The organism is Methyloceanibacter sp. (assembly GCF_041573655.1).
Classification (GTDB): Bacteria; Pseudomonadota; Alphaproteobacteria; order Rhizobiales; family Methyloligellaceae; genus Methyloceanibacter.
In genome coordinates, this window is the sequence record NZ_JBFFQD010000006.1 from 38,323 (window position 1) to 52,309 (window position 13,987).

The window sequence follows — 13,987 nt, forward strand, 5'->3', positions numbered from 1 at the left end:
TCCCGTTATGTCTTCTTGGTGTTGCCGTTCTCGCCAATACCGAACACCTCACGTAAAGGCACGGTAGCGGCGGCGGCGAGCGGCGTGGCCAGCGCGAGCCCGACAAGGCCGAACACGGCGCCAAACACGAGCTGGTTGAGGATCACGGCCGCCGGCGGCATAGACACCGCGCGCGCCTGGATAAGCGGCGTTAGAAGATAGCTCTCCAGAAACTGGACGCAGACGTAAAGGCCGAGCGCCCAGAGCGCCATGTGGAAGCTCTCGCCGCCCGCGACCAGGAGGATCGGAATCGCCCCGATTATCGGGCCGAGATAAGGCAGGAAGCACGCTAAGCCGGCGAACATTGCGAGCACGAAGGCGATGGGCACACCGAGGATCAGAAGGCCGACAAAGGTGAACCCGCCGATCACCGACATGGTGATCGACTGGCCGATCAGCCAGCGCCGGAGCAACTCGCCCGTCTCATACAGAAGCTCCACCACCCTGCCGCGCTTCTCGGGCGGGGCGAGCCGCGCGAGGAGGTTGACGTAAGTGTGTGGGTCCGCCGCGAGGTAGACGCCGAAGAACACGACGATCAATCCGGCACTGAACAAGCCGAACAGCGAAATCGCCACGGACGTGGCGCCGGTGGCGATGCCCCACTGGCTCATGAAGTTTCCGAGCAGCTGGGCGAGATCGATACTCTTTAGAAACGCCGTGTGCTTGACGAAGCTGGAAAGCTCGGTCGTGAGTGTCGTCACACCGGCAGCCACGCTTTCCGCCAGCAATGCGATCTGATTGGCGAGCGTCGGTCCCGCCGTCCAGGCGGCAAGCGCAAGGCCTAACGCCACAGCGATCGAGACAATCGCGAGCATCAGGAGGCGGGGCAAGCCGGTCAATTCGCTAAGGTCGTGGCTGGCGCCGTAGAGCACGATGGCGAGCAGGATGCCGGCGAACAAGAGCAGAATCGCCGTTTGCGCGTACCACAGCGCAAATGCGAGCGCGATGACGGCGAGTACCGCCACGGTGATCTTCGCGGCCTGACCAGCACTCATGGGCGCTGGAGAGCTTGCGGGGCGTTTGGTGCTGCGCTTTGCGGGCTCGCGGGCCATGGCGGTCCTGCTTGGCTATGGCGCGCGGCACTGAGGTGAAACGGGCGCGCGGAAGAAGGGCTCGTCTCACCAATCTACGTCAAAGGAGGTGGGAAGGGATAGGCGCTAGTCGCTGATACCCTCAAAGAACTCCTTCACCCGGGCAAAGAATCCGGCCGAGGCCGGGCTGGTATCCGGGTTGGAGGCATCTTCGAAGTCTTTCAGCAGGTCGCGCTGCTTGCGCGTGAGGTTCTTCGGCGTCTCGACCTCGACCTGAATGTAGAGGTCGCCTTGCAGCTTCGAGCGCAGCACCGGCATGCCTTTCGACTTCAGGCGGAACTGCTTACCGCTCTCGGTGCCTTCGGGAATCTTCACGCGGCTTCGGCCGCCGTCGATGGTCGGCACCTCGACTTGTCCGCTAAGTGCCGCCGTCGTCATGGCGATCGGCACACGGCAAAACAGATCGGCGCCGTCGCGCTGGAAGAACTCGTGCGGCTTGATCGACAGGAAGATGTACAGGTCGCCCGGTGGGCCGCCGCGCAAGCCCGCTTCGCCTTCGCCGGCGAGACGGATACGCGTTCCGTCCTCCACGCCGACGGGAATGCTGACGGACAGAGTGCGTTCGCGCATAACGCGGCCGGCGCCGTTACACGACGGGCACGGCGTCTCGATCGTCTCACCACGGCCCTGGCAGGCGGGACAGGTACGCTCGATGGTGAAGAAGCCCTGGCTCGCGCGGACCTTTCCCATGCCGTTGCAGGTGCGGCACGCCGCTGGCACCGTGCCGGCTTTCGCGCCCGATCCTTCGCAAGAATCGCAAGTGACGGATGTGGGAACGCAAATCTGCGCCGTCTTGCCTTCATAGGCTTCGGCGAGCTCGATCTCCATGTTGTAGCGGAGGTCGGCGCCGCGCTCGCGGCCTGAGCGCTGACGGGGACGCCGCGCGCCCGCACCCGCACCCATGAACTCACCGAACAGATCGTCGAACATCGCCGACATGGAGGCGGAGAAATCCGAGCCGAAGCCATGTCCGGGACCGCCGAAGCCGCCGCCGCCGTTCTCGAATGCGGCATGGCCGAACCTGTCATACGCCGCCCGGCGTTGCGGGTCCTTCAGGGCCTCGTAGGCCTCGTTGACTTCCTTGAAGCGTGTTTCAGCGCTGGGGTCGCCGTTGCACCGGTCGGGATGGCATTCCTTGGCGAGCGAACGGAACGCGGACTTGATCTCAGGATCGCCCGCGCTGCGCTCAACGCCCAGAATGTCGTAATAACAACGTTTAACCATCACCCCTCCGGACCTTCGCGACCGCTCATCCTAAGCGGCGCGCGGGACCTCTTGTTGGGCGCAAGTGGAGCCCTCTTTCACTCGAGAGCTCCACGCCGTGAAATACCGTTACGCCGACTTCTTGTCGTCGTCGTCCTTGACCTCTTCGAAGTCGACATCGACGACATCTTCGTCGGGGCTGCCGGCTTCGGCGGACGGTCCGCCTTCTTCTTCACCGCCAGCAGCGCCCTGGCTCGTCTGATACATCGCCTCGCCTAGTTTCATGGAGGCTTGGGCGACCGCGTCGACCTTCTGCGCGATGGCCTCGGGGTCTTCGCCCTCGGCAGCGGTCTTGAGCTCGGCCACGGCCGCTTCGATCGCGGCTTTGTCCTCGGCTGAAACCTTGTCGCCGAAATCGGCGAGCATCTTGTCGGTGGAGTGAACCAACGCCTCGGCCTGGTTTCGGGCTTCCACCAACTCGCGGCGCTTCTTGTCCTCCTCGGCGTGGCTCTCCGCTTCCTTGACCATGCGGTCAATGTCAGCGTCGGCGAGGCCGCCGGAGGCCTGGATGCGGATCGACTGTTCCTTGCCGGTCGCCTTGTCGGTTGCCGACACGTTGACGATGCCGTTCGCGTCGATGTCGAATGTGACTTCGATTTGCGGCACGCCGCGCGGCGCCGGCGGAATGCCAACGAGATCGAACTGACCGAGCATTTTGTTGTCCGCCGCCATTTCGCGCTCGCCTTGGAAGACGCGAATGGTCACGGCGTTCTGGTTGTCCTCCGCGGTGGAGAACACCTGGCCCTTCTTGGTCGGGATCGTGGTGTTGCGATCGATCAGGCGCGTGAACACGCCGCCCAAGGTCTCGATGCCGAGCGACAGCGGCGTGACGTCGAGCAGCAGGACGTCCTTGACGTCGCCCTGCAGCACGCCGGCCTGGATGGCGGCGCCGATGGCGACGACCTCGTCCGGGTTCACGCCCTTATGCGGCTCTTTGCCGAAGAACGTCTTCACGGTGTCCGCGACCTTCGGCATGCGCGTCATGCCGCCGACCAGGATCACTTCGGTAATCTCGCCGGGCTTGAGACCGGCATCCTTCAGCGCAGCCTCGCACGGCGCGATGGTGCGCTTGATCAGATCCTCTACCAGGCTCTCCAGCTTGGCGCGAGTGAGTTTCATGGTCAGATGCTTCGGGCCGGACTGATCAGCCGTGATGAAGGGCAGGTTCACCTCGGTCTGCTGCGTCGACGACAGCTCGATCTTGGCCTTCTCGGCCGCTTCCTTCAGGCGCTGAAGCGCGAGCTTGTCCGAGCGCAGGTCGATGCCTTGCTCTTTCTTAAACTCATCGGCCAGGTAATCGACGATGCGCATGTCGAAATCCTCGCCGCCGAGGAAGGTGTCGCCATTGGTCGACTTCACCTCGAACACGCCGTCGCCGATCTCCAGGATCGAAACGTCGAATGTACCGCCACCCAGATCGTAGACGGCGATGGTCTGGCCTTCCTTCTTGTCAAGCCCGTAGGCGAGCGCTGCCGCCGTCGGCTCGTTGATGATGCGCAGGACCTCAAGGCCGGCGATCTTGCCGGCATCCTTGGTCGCTTGGCGCTGGGCGTCGTTGAAATAGGCCGGGACGGTGATGACCGCTTGCTCAACGGTCTGGCCGAGATGGGACTCGGCGGTCTCCTTCATTTTCTGAAGGATGTAGGCGGAAATCTGAGAGGGCGAATATTTCTTGCCGTGAGACTCGACCCAGGCATCGCCGTTGTCGGCCTCCACGAGTTTGTAGGGGACGAGCTTCTGATCCTTGGCGACCGTGGGGTCGTCCCAGCGGCGGCCGATCAGGCGCTTGATGGCGAAGAAGGTGTTCTCGGGATTGGTGACCGCCTGGCGCTTGGCCGGCAGTCCAACGAGGACCTCATCGTCGTCGGTGAAGGCCACCATCGATGGGGTCGTGCGCATACCCTCGGCATTCTCGATGACTTTGGGGTTTGCCCCGTCCATGACCGCGACGCACGAGTTGGTCGTGCCGAGGTCGATTCCAATCACTTTCGCCATTTGCGAGCCTCTCTTTTCTGGCAAACCGTCCGGGCCCTGGTGCGGCACCCATAAAAATCGCGCATCTTTCGGCGCTGATCGGTCCCCAATCGTTTCGCTGCCCCTGGCCGCCGGCCAAGGGCGGCAGGGCTCCGCGGTTATATAGGTGGCAACCCTATGGCTCGCAAGGAGAAGCGGGGTTAACGCACCGGTCTCTGCCAGGTGTTTCAGGAGACCCGTTTCCAACGGCCCTCCTCTTGCCCCACCGCAAGGCGTGGTAGGACCAAGTGTCAGGTATTACAGCGAACCAAGGACGGCGTGAGACACTCCCCGCAAGCCCTCAATGAGGCCGGCCAAAGGGCCCTTTTGGCCGAGATCAGGGCTGTGATCGCGAAGGCCCCGCTCTTCGTGCCCACCATGCCCCGCTCCGGCAATCCGATGTCCGTGCGCATGACCAACGCAGGGCCGCTCGGCTGGGTCACCGACAAGACCCATGGCTACCGCTATCAGGCCACGCACCCGGTCACGGGCGAGCTTTGGCCGCCAATGCCGCAAACGGTGTTGGATCTCTGGGAGGCGCTGGCGGGTCACCCGCATCCGCCGGAGGCTTGCCTCATCAACTATTACGGGGGCGCCGCCAAGATGGGGCTGCATCAGGACAAGGACGAGGAGGACTTCGATGCGCCCGTCCTCTCGGTCTCGCTTGGGGACACCGGCATCTTCCGGGTCGGCGGCAAGACGCGAAAAAGCCCGACGGAGAAATATGAGCTGAAATCCGGCGATGTCTTCCTGCTCGGCGGCGAAGACCGTCTCGCCTATCACGGCATCGACCGCATCCTGGCCGGTACGTCGGATCTCTTGGAAGAAGGCGGCCGCTTCAACCTCACCTTGCGGCGGGTGACAAAGCCGGGATGAGCGAGGCGCTAGTCGCCGCCGCCCGGGATGTCGTCGTCAGCCGGGCCGCGCTGTGGCGCCTCAGGGGCCGGCTTAGGGCCGCCTTTTGAGACCGCAACGAGGGCCGGACGCAGCACCCGGTCGCCGATCGTATAGCCGGCCTGCATGACCTGGACCACGGTGCCTTCCGGCACTTCGGTGGTTGGCACTTCGTACATCGCCTGCTGCTGATTGGGATCGAAGCGCTCGCCGAGGGGCTCGAGTTTGGCGACGCCGTGCTTCTCCAGCATTTTCAGCATATCGCGCTCGGTGAGCTCGACCCCCTCCACGATGCTCTTGAGCGTGGGGTCTTGCGCCACGGCGTCTTCAGGCACGTGCTCAAGGGTCCGCCGTAAATTGTCGCCGATGGCGAGCACGTCGCGTGCGAAATTGGAGATGGCGTAGCGCGCCGTGTCTTCCTTCTCGCGCTCGGTGCGGCGGCGCAAATTCTCCATGTCCGCCATGGTGCGCAACAGCTTGTCGCGCATGTCGGCATTCTCGGTGAGCAGCCCCTCGAGGTCTCCGGCAAGCTCCGCGCTCGCATCCGGGTCGACAGCCGTCTCCGGCGCATCAGGCTGGGCCTGATCCTCGCCCGTCTCACGTGGATCGGAATTGTCGTCCGCCATCAGACGCCTCGACGCTTGCGGTTCGAATGGGAGGCCCGGATATCAACCGTGCGCGCCAAAAAATCAAGAGGGTGGCGGCAGCTCAAGGAACCAGGCGCCCGAGTAGCCGTGCCGTGTAGTCAACCATGGGGATGATGCGCGCATAGTTGAGCCGGGTCGGCCCGATCACGCCAAGGACGCCCACGATCCTCTGCTCCGAATCCTCGAAGGGCGAGACGATCAGCGCCGAGCCCGACAGCGAGAACAGCTTGTTCTCCGAGCCGATGAAAATACGAACGCCATCGGCGCTTTCGGCGAGGCCCAGAAGCTGAATCAGGTCCTTCTTGGCATCGAGGTCCTCGAACAGGTGCCGCACGCGTTCGAGGTCCTCCATCGCCCTGACGTCCTCCAGCAGGTGCGCCCGCCCACACACGATCAGGCTCTGACGGTCGTCCGCGTCGCCCGACCAAGTGGCAAGCCCCTCCGTCACCACACGCGCCGTGAGCTCGTCGAGCTGTGCGCGATGCGCCTCGATCTCCCCTTCGATGCGGTTGCGCGCCTCCGCCAGTGTCAGCCCGGCGATCCGTGCATTGGTGTAGTTCGTGGCGGCGCTGAGCGCCGAAAGTGGCAACCCCTCGGGCAGAGTGACGATGCGGTTCTCCACGTCGCCATCCTCCGCGACGAGCACCGCCAGGGCCTGGCCCTTGCCGAGATCGACGAACTCGACTTGGCGCAGCGTCTTGGCCTGCTGCTGTTCCGCCAGGACGACGCCGGCGCAGCGCGATAGGCCCGACAGCATTTCACCTGCCTCGGCGAGAAAGTCCTCGACCCCGCGCCGCCGGCCGCCACCGGCCATGCGCGTCTCGATCTCCTTGCGCTCCGCCTCGGTGATGTCGCCGATCTCCAAAAGGCCGTCGACGAACAGCCGCAAGCCTGTTTGCGTTGGCAGGCGTCCGGCGCTCGTATGTGGCGCGTAGACCAGGCCAATGCTCTCCAGATCGGACATGACATTGCGCACGGACGCGGGCGACAAGGTCATGGGTAGCGCCCGGCTCAAATTGCGCGAGCCGACAGGTTCGCCGGTCTCGAGATATGTCTCGACGATGCGCTTGAAGACTTCGCGCGAACGCTCGTTGAGTTGGCGCAGATTGACGGCGGCCTCGGCGGCGGCCTTCGCGCCTTTGACGTCGGTATGACCCATGGTCCTAGAAATCTAGGAGGCGTCCGCACCGGCGTCAAACGGGCACACCAGCCTGGTTAAGCCAAGCTAAGCAAGCCAGTGAGCCTTAGTTCAGTGCGCCGGTCTTCGGCGCAATCTGGGAATTGAGTTCGTCGGGCGCGCCGAAATGCGCGAAGTAGCGCGAATTGATATGTTTGACCGGCATGATGACAAATATGTCGGTCGTGCCGAATTGGTGATCGATCACCGCCCCGTCGCCGACAAAAGCGCCGACCCGCAAATAGCCCTTGATCAAAGGCGGCAAGGCTTTGAGCGCAGCACGCGTATTCACCGCATCCTTGGGCATCATGTTCATGTCGACCCGCAAATGGTCGTGCGCCCGCACACGCCAATCTTCGGGCGCCAGCGAGTTATGGTGCAGGAAGCTCAAGGCCAGCGCGTGCGCGGATGGGTCCGTCCCCGGGAAGCTGGCGCAGCCGATCATCACGTCGGCGCCGTGCTCGCGCACATACGACCAGACGCCCTGCCACAGAAGCTCGAGCGTACGCCGGTTGCGGTAGGGCTTGAGCACGCAAGAGCGGCCGAGCTCGATGAAGCTGTAGTCGGCTTTCGCCCGGATCAGCGGGGCGATGTCGTATTCGCCTTGCGTGTAGAAGCCGTCATGCAGTTCGGCGATGTCTTGGCGCAGCATGCGATAGGTGCCGACGACACTCGGCCGCCGCCAGCCTTTCTTGTTGGGATCGCCCTGGTCCATGACGAGGAGGTGATCGAATATCGGATCGAAGGCATCTTCGTCGCGGCGCGACAGCATAGCGAGCGCGCCTGGCGTGGCCGACATCTCTTCGTAGAACACTTTGTAGCGGAGGCGCTGTGCCCGTCGGAGTTCGCTCTTCTTTTGCGCGAGCCGGACTTCGAGGGGGCCCATGCGGCCGTAGATTCTCGGCTGCTGGAAGCGCCCGCGAAAGCCGGCAGGCGCACGGCGCCATCCCATGAAGGGGAGCCCGCCAATCTGGTTCGGCTTGAAGTTCAATCCGGGAAACATGGCTCCACTACGCTGTTTGCCCAAGGGTCCTTGAGTTGTCTTCATCGGCATGCCTCAGCCCGTCACTCGAGTTATCTGGGAACGCGCCAATTCGGGGATCCACCCTGGGGTGCCGCCAGCGACGGATGCAATGCAAAGCCTCGCGATTGCCCGATTCGGCCATAACACAAGCCGGTTAGCAAACCAATTCGAAGTCTATGTGACAGCCTGGGGAAAGCCTGGAGATGCGCTTGGCGCGTGTGTCAGGCGGCGCCTGCACCCGTCTCTTCTGTCTCGCGAATGTGCCAATGGGACAGGAGCGCCGCCAGGTCCCGCGTTTCGAAGGGCTTGGCGAGGTAATCGTCGAGGCCGGCCGCGAGATAAGCAGTGCGGTCCTCGGCGAAGGCATTGGCGGTAAGCGCCACGATGGGCGGCCGCCCTGCGCCGGGGCCCGCATCGTCCGGGTAAAGCGCCCGAATGCGGCGTGCGGCCTCGACGCCGTCCATGCCCGGCATATGGATATCCGTCAGCACGAGGTCGAACCCTCGCGCAGCCGTTAGGGCAGCGCGGGCTTCGGCAATGGCATCGGCGCCGTTGCGGGCACGCACGACGCGCGCGCCACCTTTCTCCAGGACGGTGCGGGCGAGAAGGGCATTGATGTCGTTGTCCTCGGCAAGAAGGACGGAGAGTTCGGCGAGACAGTCTGGTTCGTCCAATGTCGGGGCGGGGAGCGCTTCGGGCGTCGCGGCGCATGGCGCTTGGTCGTGTGACGCTTGGTCCTCTGGCGCGTGGTCTTGCGCCGTGTCGCCGAAGAGTTGGGTCAGCACGGAGAGCGGCCGGACCGGACGCACCAGATAGCCGCCAAAGCCGTGCTCACGGAACTTGGGCATGTCCGCACGCTCGCTCGGATCGATCACGACGACGGCGCGCGGGTGCTCGCAACCTTTCGCTGCGACAAGCGCTGGAAGGCGATCCGCGCCGGCCTCGATGCTCGGCTTGTCGGTCAGCACCGCGGTGAATGGCATGCCTTTGCGCGCGGCGTCACTCACCGTTCGCGCGGCGTCCTCGGGCCTGGCGCGCACCACGCTTGCACCCATGCCCAACAGGAGTTTGCCCACGAGCGCCGCCTCCATACTGCCATTCAGCACGATCAGGACATGTTCGGTGATCTGGGGGCCGGGCCAGCTCTCGCCGACCCGCTCGGGTGGCGTTGGCGTTTCAAACGGGAGGTCCGCCGTAAATGTTGCGCCGGCACCGGGCACGCTCGTCACGTCGATATTGCCGCCCATCTCGTCCACGAGCCGTTTGGAGATGGCAAGGCCAAGCCCCGTTCCGCCATGCTGGCGGGCGCGGCCCTGATCGGCCTGCTCGAATTCCGAGAAGATGCGTGTCAAAGCCTCCGGTGGCACACCGGGGCCTGTGTCGCGCACGGCGAAGCGCATCACCGCGCGGTCGTCCTGCTGTGAACCAGGGGCCATATTGAGCGTGAGTGCAACGCCGCCATGATCGGTGAACTTGATCGCGTTGCCGACCAGATTCAACAGGATCTGCCGGACACGCAACTCATCGCCGATGACAGTCTTTGGCAGGTCCGGCGCAACGAACCCGCCGATCTCAAGGCCCTTGTCGCGCGCGCGGGGGGCCAACAGCTCAACGACGTTTTGCGCTGCGTCTGCAATGTCGAACGGCGCGTTGTGCAGCTCGATCTTTCCGGCCTCGATTTTGGAGAAGTCCAGCACTTCGTCGATGAGCGACAAAAGCGTTGTTGCCGATGTGGAGATGGCCCGCGCGTAGGTGTGTTGCTCCGGGGACAGATCCGTGTCGAGCAAGAGACCGGTCATGCCGAGAATGCCGCTCATGGGCGTGCGGATCTCGTGACTCACCGAAGCGAGAAAACGCGACTTGGCGTCGCTTGCGATCATTGCATCGTCGCGCGCTTGCGCCAGCTCAAGCTCCGCGGCCCGTTGTTCGGTGACGTCGCGGCCGACGCTTTGAACTTCGCTCATATTGCCGTCATCGTCGGCGATGGCGAAGTCCTCCCACACGAACCAGCGTGCGCCTGACACAGTGGAAATCTCCACAACACGGCTGTGACGTCCACCGCCCTTCATCGCGGCGGCAGTGCTGTCGCAGCTGAGTACAGGAAGCTCGAAAACTTGACCGAGGGCGGCGTCCCGCGACGTTCCGAACGTTTGGCAGAACGCGTCGTTGACGAAAGACAGATGGCCGTCGACGTCACGGCGCAGGATCACGTCGCCCTGGTGATCGAGAAGATCGCGGTAGCGCGCTTCGCGCTCGCGGACTTCCCATTGCAGATCTTTCAGGGCTTCGAGGTTGGAGTCCAGTCGTGATGCAAGGCTTTCGACCCGCGCGTTGCCAGTCTTGCCGTTTTGCCGGAGGGCTAGGATCAAAAGCACCACGCCCGCGCCCAAGGACGCCAGCGCGAATGTCGTTATCGCGCCGAGCAGCACGGCCGACAGCGCAACAAGCGCCACGGCCAAGCCGCTCAAGGCAACCCGCGCACCAATCCCACCGGCGCAATCCGCGCCGAAGCTCTGCCAAGTCTTACGCTGCACTGTTTGACGCCGTTTTGTTATGGCCGCCGGGCGTTTTCGCCCTGACGTTTCATTGGCGCCGAGGATGGCAGAGAAAGCTTGAAAAAGGCTTTAGGGGATGCGTTTAAGCGGCGGCCTTGGCCCGGCGCAAGGTCTCGCCGCGATAGCTCAAGGCCTCGGCCACATGGATTCGGGCCACGTTTTCCTCGCCGTCGAAATCGGCGAGCGTCCGGGCCACTCGCAGCGTCCGATAATAGCCGCGCGCGCTCAAAGACAGCGCGTTCGCCGCATCGCGCAAGAGAGACAGACCTTGGGAATCGGGCGCGGCGATCTCTTCGAGCAAAGCCCCATCACATTCGGCATTGGTGCGAATCCGCGGCTGATCAAGCGCTGCATAGCGCGCCGTTTGTGCCGCGCGCGCGGCCGCGACGCGGACCCGAACCTCGGCGCTTCCTTTCTGAAGGCTGCGGCAGCACCAGATCGACGGCGGAAACGGCGGGCACTTCGATCTCAAGATCGATGCGAACGAGCATCGGCCCGGACACCCGAGTCAAGTATGCATATGCCCCGTCGCTGCAAGAACAATAAGTGAACACTCACTGCAAACCGCACAGAAGCAACGCATCTGTGCTTTGCTGGCCGCCATGCCTCGGGATCCCCGCACGCTCGCGCTTCTTGCCCACCTCGCCGCCTATCTGGTGGCCGTGGCCATCAGCGCCGCCGTGAATCTGTGGCTTAGCCCCGACAGGCTGTGGTTCGTCTGGATCGCGGCAGGCTGGGGGATCGGCGTCGCCGCGCACGCGCTCGCCTTCTGGCTGGCGCATACCCGCCGCCGCGAGCGCGTCTTTCTCGACCCGCACGCGCGCGGCTTCGCGGTCCACGCCTTCGCCTATGTGGCGGTGGTCGTGCTGCTGTTCATCGTCAACGTGACAGTCACGCCAAAAGTCTGGTGGTTCTATTGGGTCGCGCTCGGCTGGGGCGCCGGCGTCCTCGCCCATGGCTGGTGCGTGTTCTTCCGCAAATGTGCGCCTAGCGGCCGGCGGCCACCTTCTCCTCGATTACGTCCCAGATCATTGCGGCGATATCCACGCCGTCGAACTCCTTGACCTGGCGGATGCCCGTCGGCGAGGTGACGTTGATCTCGGTGAGGTAGTCGCCGATCACGTCGATGCCGGCGAAGATCAGCCCGCGCTTCTTGAGTTCAGGTCCGAGCCGTGCGCAGATCTCATCCTCGCGCGGCGAGAGCGTCGTCGCCTTGGCGGTTCCCCCCACATGCAGGTTGGAGCGCGTCTCGTCCGCGGCCGGGACGCGGTTAATCGCGCCGGCCACTTCGCCGTCGACTAGGATGATGCGCTTGTCGCCCGCGCGTACCTCCGGCAGGTAGCGCTGCACCATGATGGGCTCGCGGAAGGTCAGCCCAAGCAACTCGATCAGCGAGTTGAGGTTGGTGTCGCCCTCGGCGATGCGGAAGATCGCCGCGCCGCCATTGCCGTAAAGCGGCTTCACCACGATGTCCTTGTGCTTGTCGCGGAAGCGCAAGATCTCGTCATGCGATCGCGTCACCAGGGTCGGCGGCATGAGGTCGAGAAAGTCGAGCACGAAGACCTTCTCCGGCGAATTGCGCACTTGGGCCGGATCGTTCACCACCAGCGTGTCGGGCTGCAACCGCTCCAGAAGATGTGTCGTCGTGATATAGGCCATGTCAAAGGGCGGATCTTGGCGGAGCTGCACCACATCGTAGTCCGCGAGGTTCTCAGAACGTGGATGCGCGAGCCAGTAGTGGTCGCCCGGTTTGTCCTCCACCGTGAGGCTGTGGCCTCGCGCCATCAGCTTGCCATCGCGCAAAGAAAGATCGGCAGGCGTGTAGTAGAACACGTCATGGCCACGCCGCTGCGCTTCGAGCAACAGCGCGAAGGTCGAATCGCCCTTGATATCGATGCGCTCGATCGGGTCCATTTGAAAGGCGACTTTGAGAGCCATTTCTTGCCTGCCGCGAATGTGGATGTCTGCCGCGAGAAGCTCGCGCCGAAGTGGGCTTACGTCAAACGGGAAATGCGTTCTCGATGTGTCGAGGACACGCCCAAGGCGCCGCAAGCACCACGTCGAAAGCAATCGTGTAGGTCGTGAAATCCGGGTAGCTTGCCAGCCAGTACTGCGCCGCCCGCACGATACGCCGCTTCTGCTTGGCCGGCACGGTCCAGGCGGCTTCATCGAGTGCCTTGCGCCGCTTGACCTCGACGAACACGAGACGTCTGTCCTTCAGCGCCACGAGATCGATCTCGCCCACGGGCGAGCGATAGCGCTGCGCCACGATTCTGTAGCCCTTGAGGCGGAATAGTAGCGCGGCCAGCGTCTCGGCAAAGACACCCCGGCGATAGGATTTAGCGCGTGCGCTCATATCCCTACGTTTTGTCCGTCAGCCCAAGACCAAGTTCGTAGACGCGCGCGCGCTTCACTTTCAGCGCCTCCGTGACACTGCGCACCGCATCGCGGAAGCTGTTCGTCTCAAGCGCCAACTTGAGCTCCGATAAGATACGTTCGTCGGTAACCGCGGTTCCCACCCCGGCGTGCGGGGCGACAACCACAACGATTTCGCCCTTCAAAGTCTCGGTCTCAATGTCTTCGCTGAGCCCATCAAGCGTACCGCGTATCACGGTCTCATGAAGCTTGGTCAACTCACGCGCGATAACGGCCTCGCGCGCCCCAAACACCTCCGCCATGTCTGCCAGAGATTTGGCAAGACGCTGCGGCGTCTCGAAGAAGATGAGCGTTGTGGGCGCATCCTTCAGGGCGGCAAGGCGTGACTGGCGCGCGCCGGATTTCGGCGGCAGGAAGCCGGCGAACAGGAAAGAGTCCGTGGGAAGCCCCGCGCTCGTCAGAGCGGCAAGCGCGGCGGACGGGCCGGGCACGCTCGTTACGTCCAGTCCTTCGTCCAGGGCTTCACGCACCAGCTTGTAACCGGGATCAGAGACAAGAGGCGTACCGGCGTCTGAGATTAGCGCCACCGCATCGCCTGCACGCACGCGCGCCAAGATCTTCGGCCGCTCCCGTTCCGCGTTGTGCTCGTGATAGGGCGTGAGCGCGTTTCGCAGTCCGAAATGCGACAACAGCTTCTTGGAGTGACGCGTATCCTCCGCGGCAATCAATTGCGCACGCGCAAGGACGGCCAGCGCCCGAAGTGATGTATCGCCCAGATTGCCAATGGGTGTGGCGACGAGATAAAGCCCCGGCGCGAGCGGCCGGTCGAGGAGTTCGCCCAAGGCCTCGCCGACCCGTGCGAGGATCGCGTCACGATCGTCCTTGTTCTGATCGTGCTTTGCCATTGT

Annotated in this window: 12 protein-coding genes and 1 pseudogene; 2 read left to right on the forward strand and 11 right to left on the reverse strand. The window is 63.8% G+C overall.

The window, feature by feature from the left end; translation table 11 throughout:
• Positions 1-5: 5 nt before the first annotated feature.
• The 3 genes from ABY454_RS02695 to dnaK form a co-directional block, all read right to left on the reverse strand.
• On the reverse strand, positions 6-1,034 hold the full coding sequence (locus ABY454_RS02695; protein WP_372928633.1) for an AI-2E family transporter: 1,029 nt from the start codon (positions 1,032-1,034) through the stop codon (positions 6-8).
• A gap of 162 nt (positions 1,035-1,196) precedes the next feature.
• The gene (gene dnaJ / locus ABY454_RS02700; RefSeq protein WP_372928634.1) at positions 1,197-2,354 is read right to left on the reverse strand and encodes a molecular chaperone DnaJ; all 1,158 of its coding nucleotides are present in this window, start codon (positions 2,352-2,354) and stop codon (positions 1,197-1,199) included.
• A gap of 108 nt (positions 2,355-2,462) precedes the next feature.
• Positions 2,463-4,388, reverse strand: a complete 1,926-nt coding sequence (gene dnaK / locus ABY454_RS02705; protein WP_372928635.1) for a molecular chaperone DnaK — start codon at positions 4,386-4,388, stop codon at positions 2,463-2,465.
• A gap of 297 nt (positions 4,389-4,685) precedes the next feature.
• Between dnaK and ABY454_RS02710 the strand changes: the two genes are divergently transcribed.
• Complete coding sequence (locus tag ABY454_RS02710; protein ID WP_372928636.1) at positions 4,686-5,282, forward strand: alpha-ketoglutarate-dependent dioxygenase AlkB; 597 nt, start codon at positions 4,686-4,688, stop codon at positions 5,280-5,282.
• Positions 5,283-5,290: 8 nt separating this feature from the next.
• Here the strand turns inward: ABY454_RS02710 and grpE are convergent, their stop codons facing one another.
• The 5 genes and pseudogenes from grpE to ABY454_RS02735 form a co-directional block, all read right to left on the reverse strand.
• Complete coding sequence (grpE, locus tag ABY454_RS02715) at positions 5,291-5,926, reverse strand: nucleotide exchange factor GrpE (RefSeq protein WP_372928637.1); 636 nt, start codon at positions 5,924-5,926, stop codon at positions 5,291-5,293.
• A gap of 82 nt (positions 5,927-6,008) precedes the next feature.
• Positions 6,009-7,106, reverse strand: coding sequence for a heat-inducible transcriptional repressor HrcA (hrcA, locus tag ABY454_RS02720; RefSeq protein WP_372928638.1), 1,098 nt, complete (start codon positions 7,104-7,106; stop codon positions 6,009-6,011).
• Positions 7,107-7,191: 85 nt separating this feature from the next.
• Positions 7,192-8,076 carry a GNAT family N-acetyltransferase gene (locus tag ABY454_RS02725; protein WP_372928669.1) on the reverse strand — a complete coding sequence of 295 codons (885 nt, stop codon included), beginning with the start codon at positions 8,074-8,076 and terminating at the stop codon, positions 7,192-7,194.
• A 293-nt stretch (positions 8,077-8,369) separates the two neighbouring features.
• A complete protein-coding gene (locus ABY454_RS02730) occupies positions 8,370-10,682 on the reverse strand; it encodes an ATP-binding protein (RefSeq protein ID WP_372928639.1) in 2,313 nt (770 codons plus the stop codon).
• Positions 10,683-10,785: 103 nt separating this feature from the next.
• Positions 10,786-11,218, reverse strand: a pseudogene (locus ABY454_RS02735) (ATP-binding protein); the annotation flags it as partial.
• A gap of 87 nt (positions 11,219-11,305) precedes the next feature.
• On the opposite strand from ABY454_RS02735, the gene ABY454_RS02740 reads away from it, so the two are divergent.
• Entirely contained in the window at positions 11,306-11,767 is a 462-nt protein-coding gene (locus tag ABY454_RS02740; protein WP_372928640.1) for a 2TM domain-containing protein, read from the forward strand.
• Here the strand turns inward: ABY454_RS02740 and gshB are convergent.
• From gshB to rsmI, 3 genes are all read right to left on the reverse strand, one after another.
• The gene (gshB, locus tag ABY454_RS02745) at positions 11,691-12,641 is read right to left on the reverse strand and encodes a glutathione synthase (protein ID WP_372928641.1); all 951 of its coding nucleotides are present in this window, start codon (positions 12,639-12,641) and stop codon (positions 11,691-11,693) included. The genes ABY454_RS02740 and gshB overlap by 77 nt on opposite strands.
• 61 nt (positions 12,642-12,702) lie before the next feature.
• On the reverse strand, positions 12,703-13,059 hold the full coding sequence (locus tag ABY454_RS02750) for a YraN family protein (protein WP_372928642.1): 357 nt from the start codon (positions 13,057-13,059) through the stop codon (positions 12,703-12,705).
• A 4-nt stretch (positions 13,060-13,063) separates the two neighbouring features.
• The gene (gene rsmI / locus ABY454_RS02755) at positions 13,064-13,984 is read right to left on the reverse strand and encodes a 16S rRNA (cytidine(1402)-2'-O)-methyltransferase (RefSeq protein ID WP_372928643.1); all 921 of its coding nucleotides are present in this window, start codon (positions 13,982-13,984) and stop codon (positions 13,064-13,066) included.
• Between the last annotated feature and the right edge of the window lie 3 nt (positions 13,985-13,987).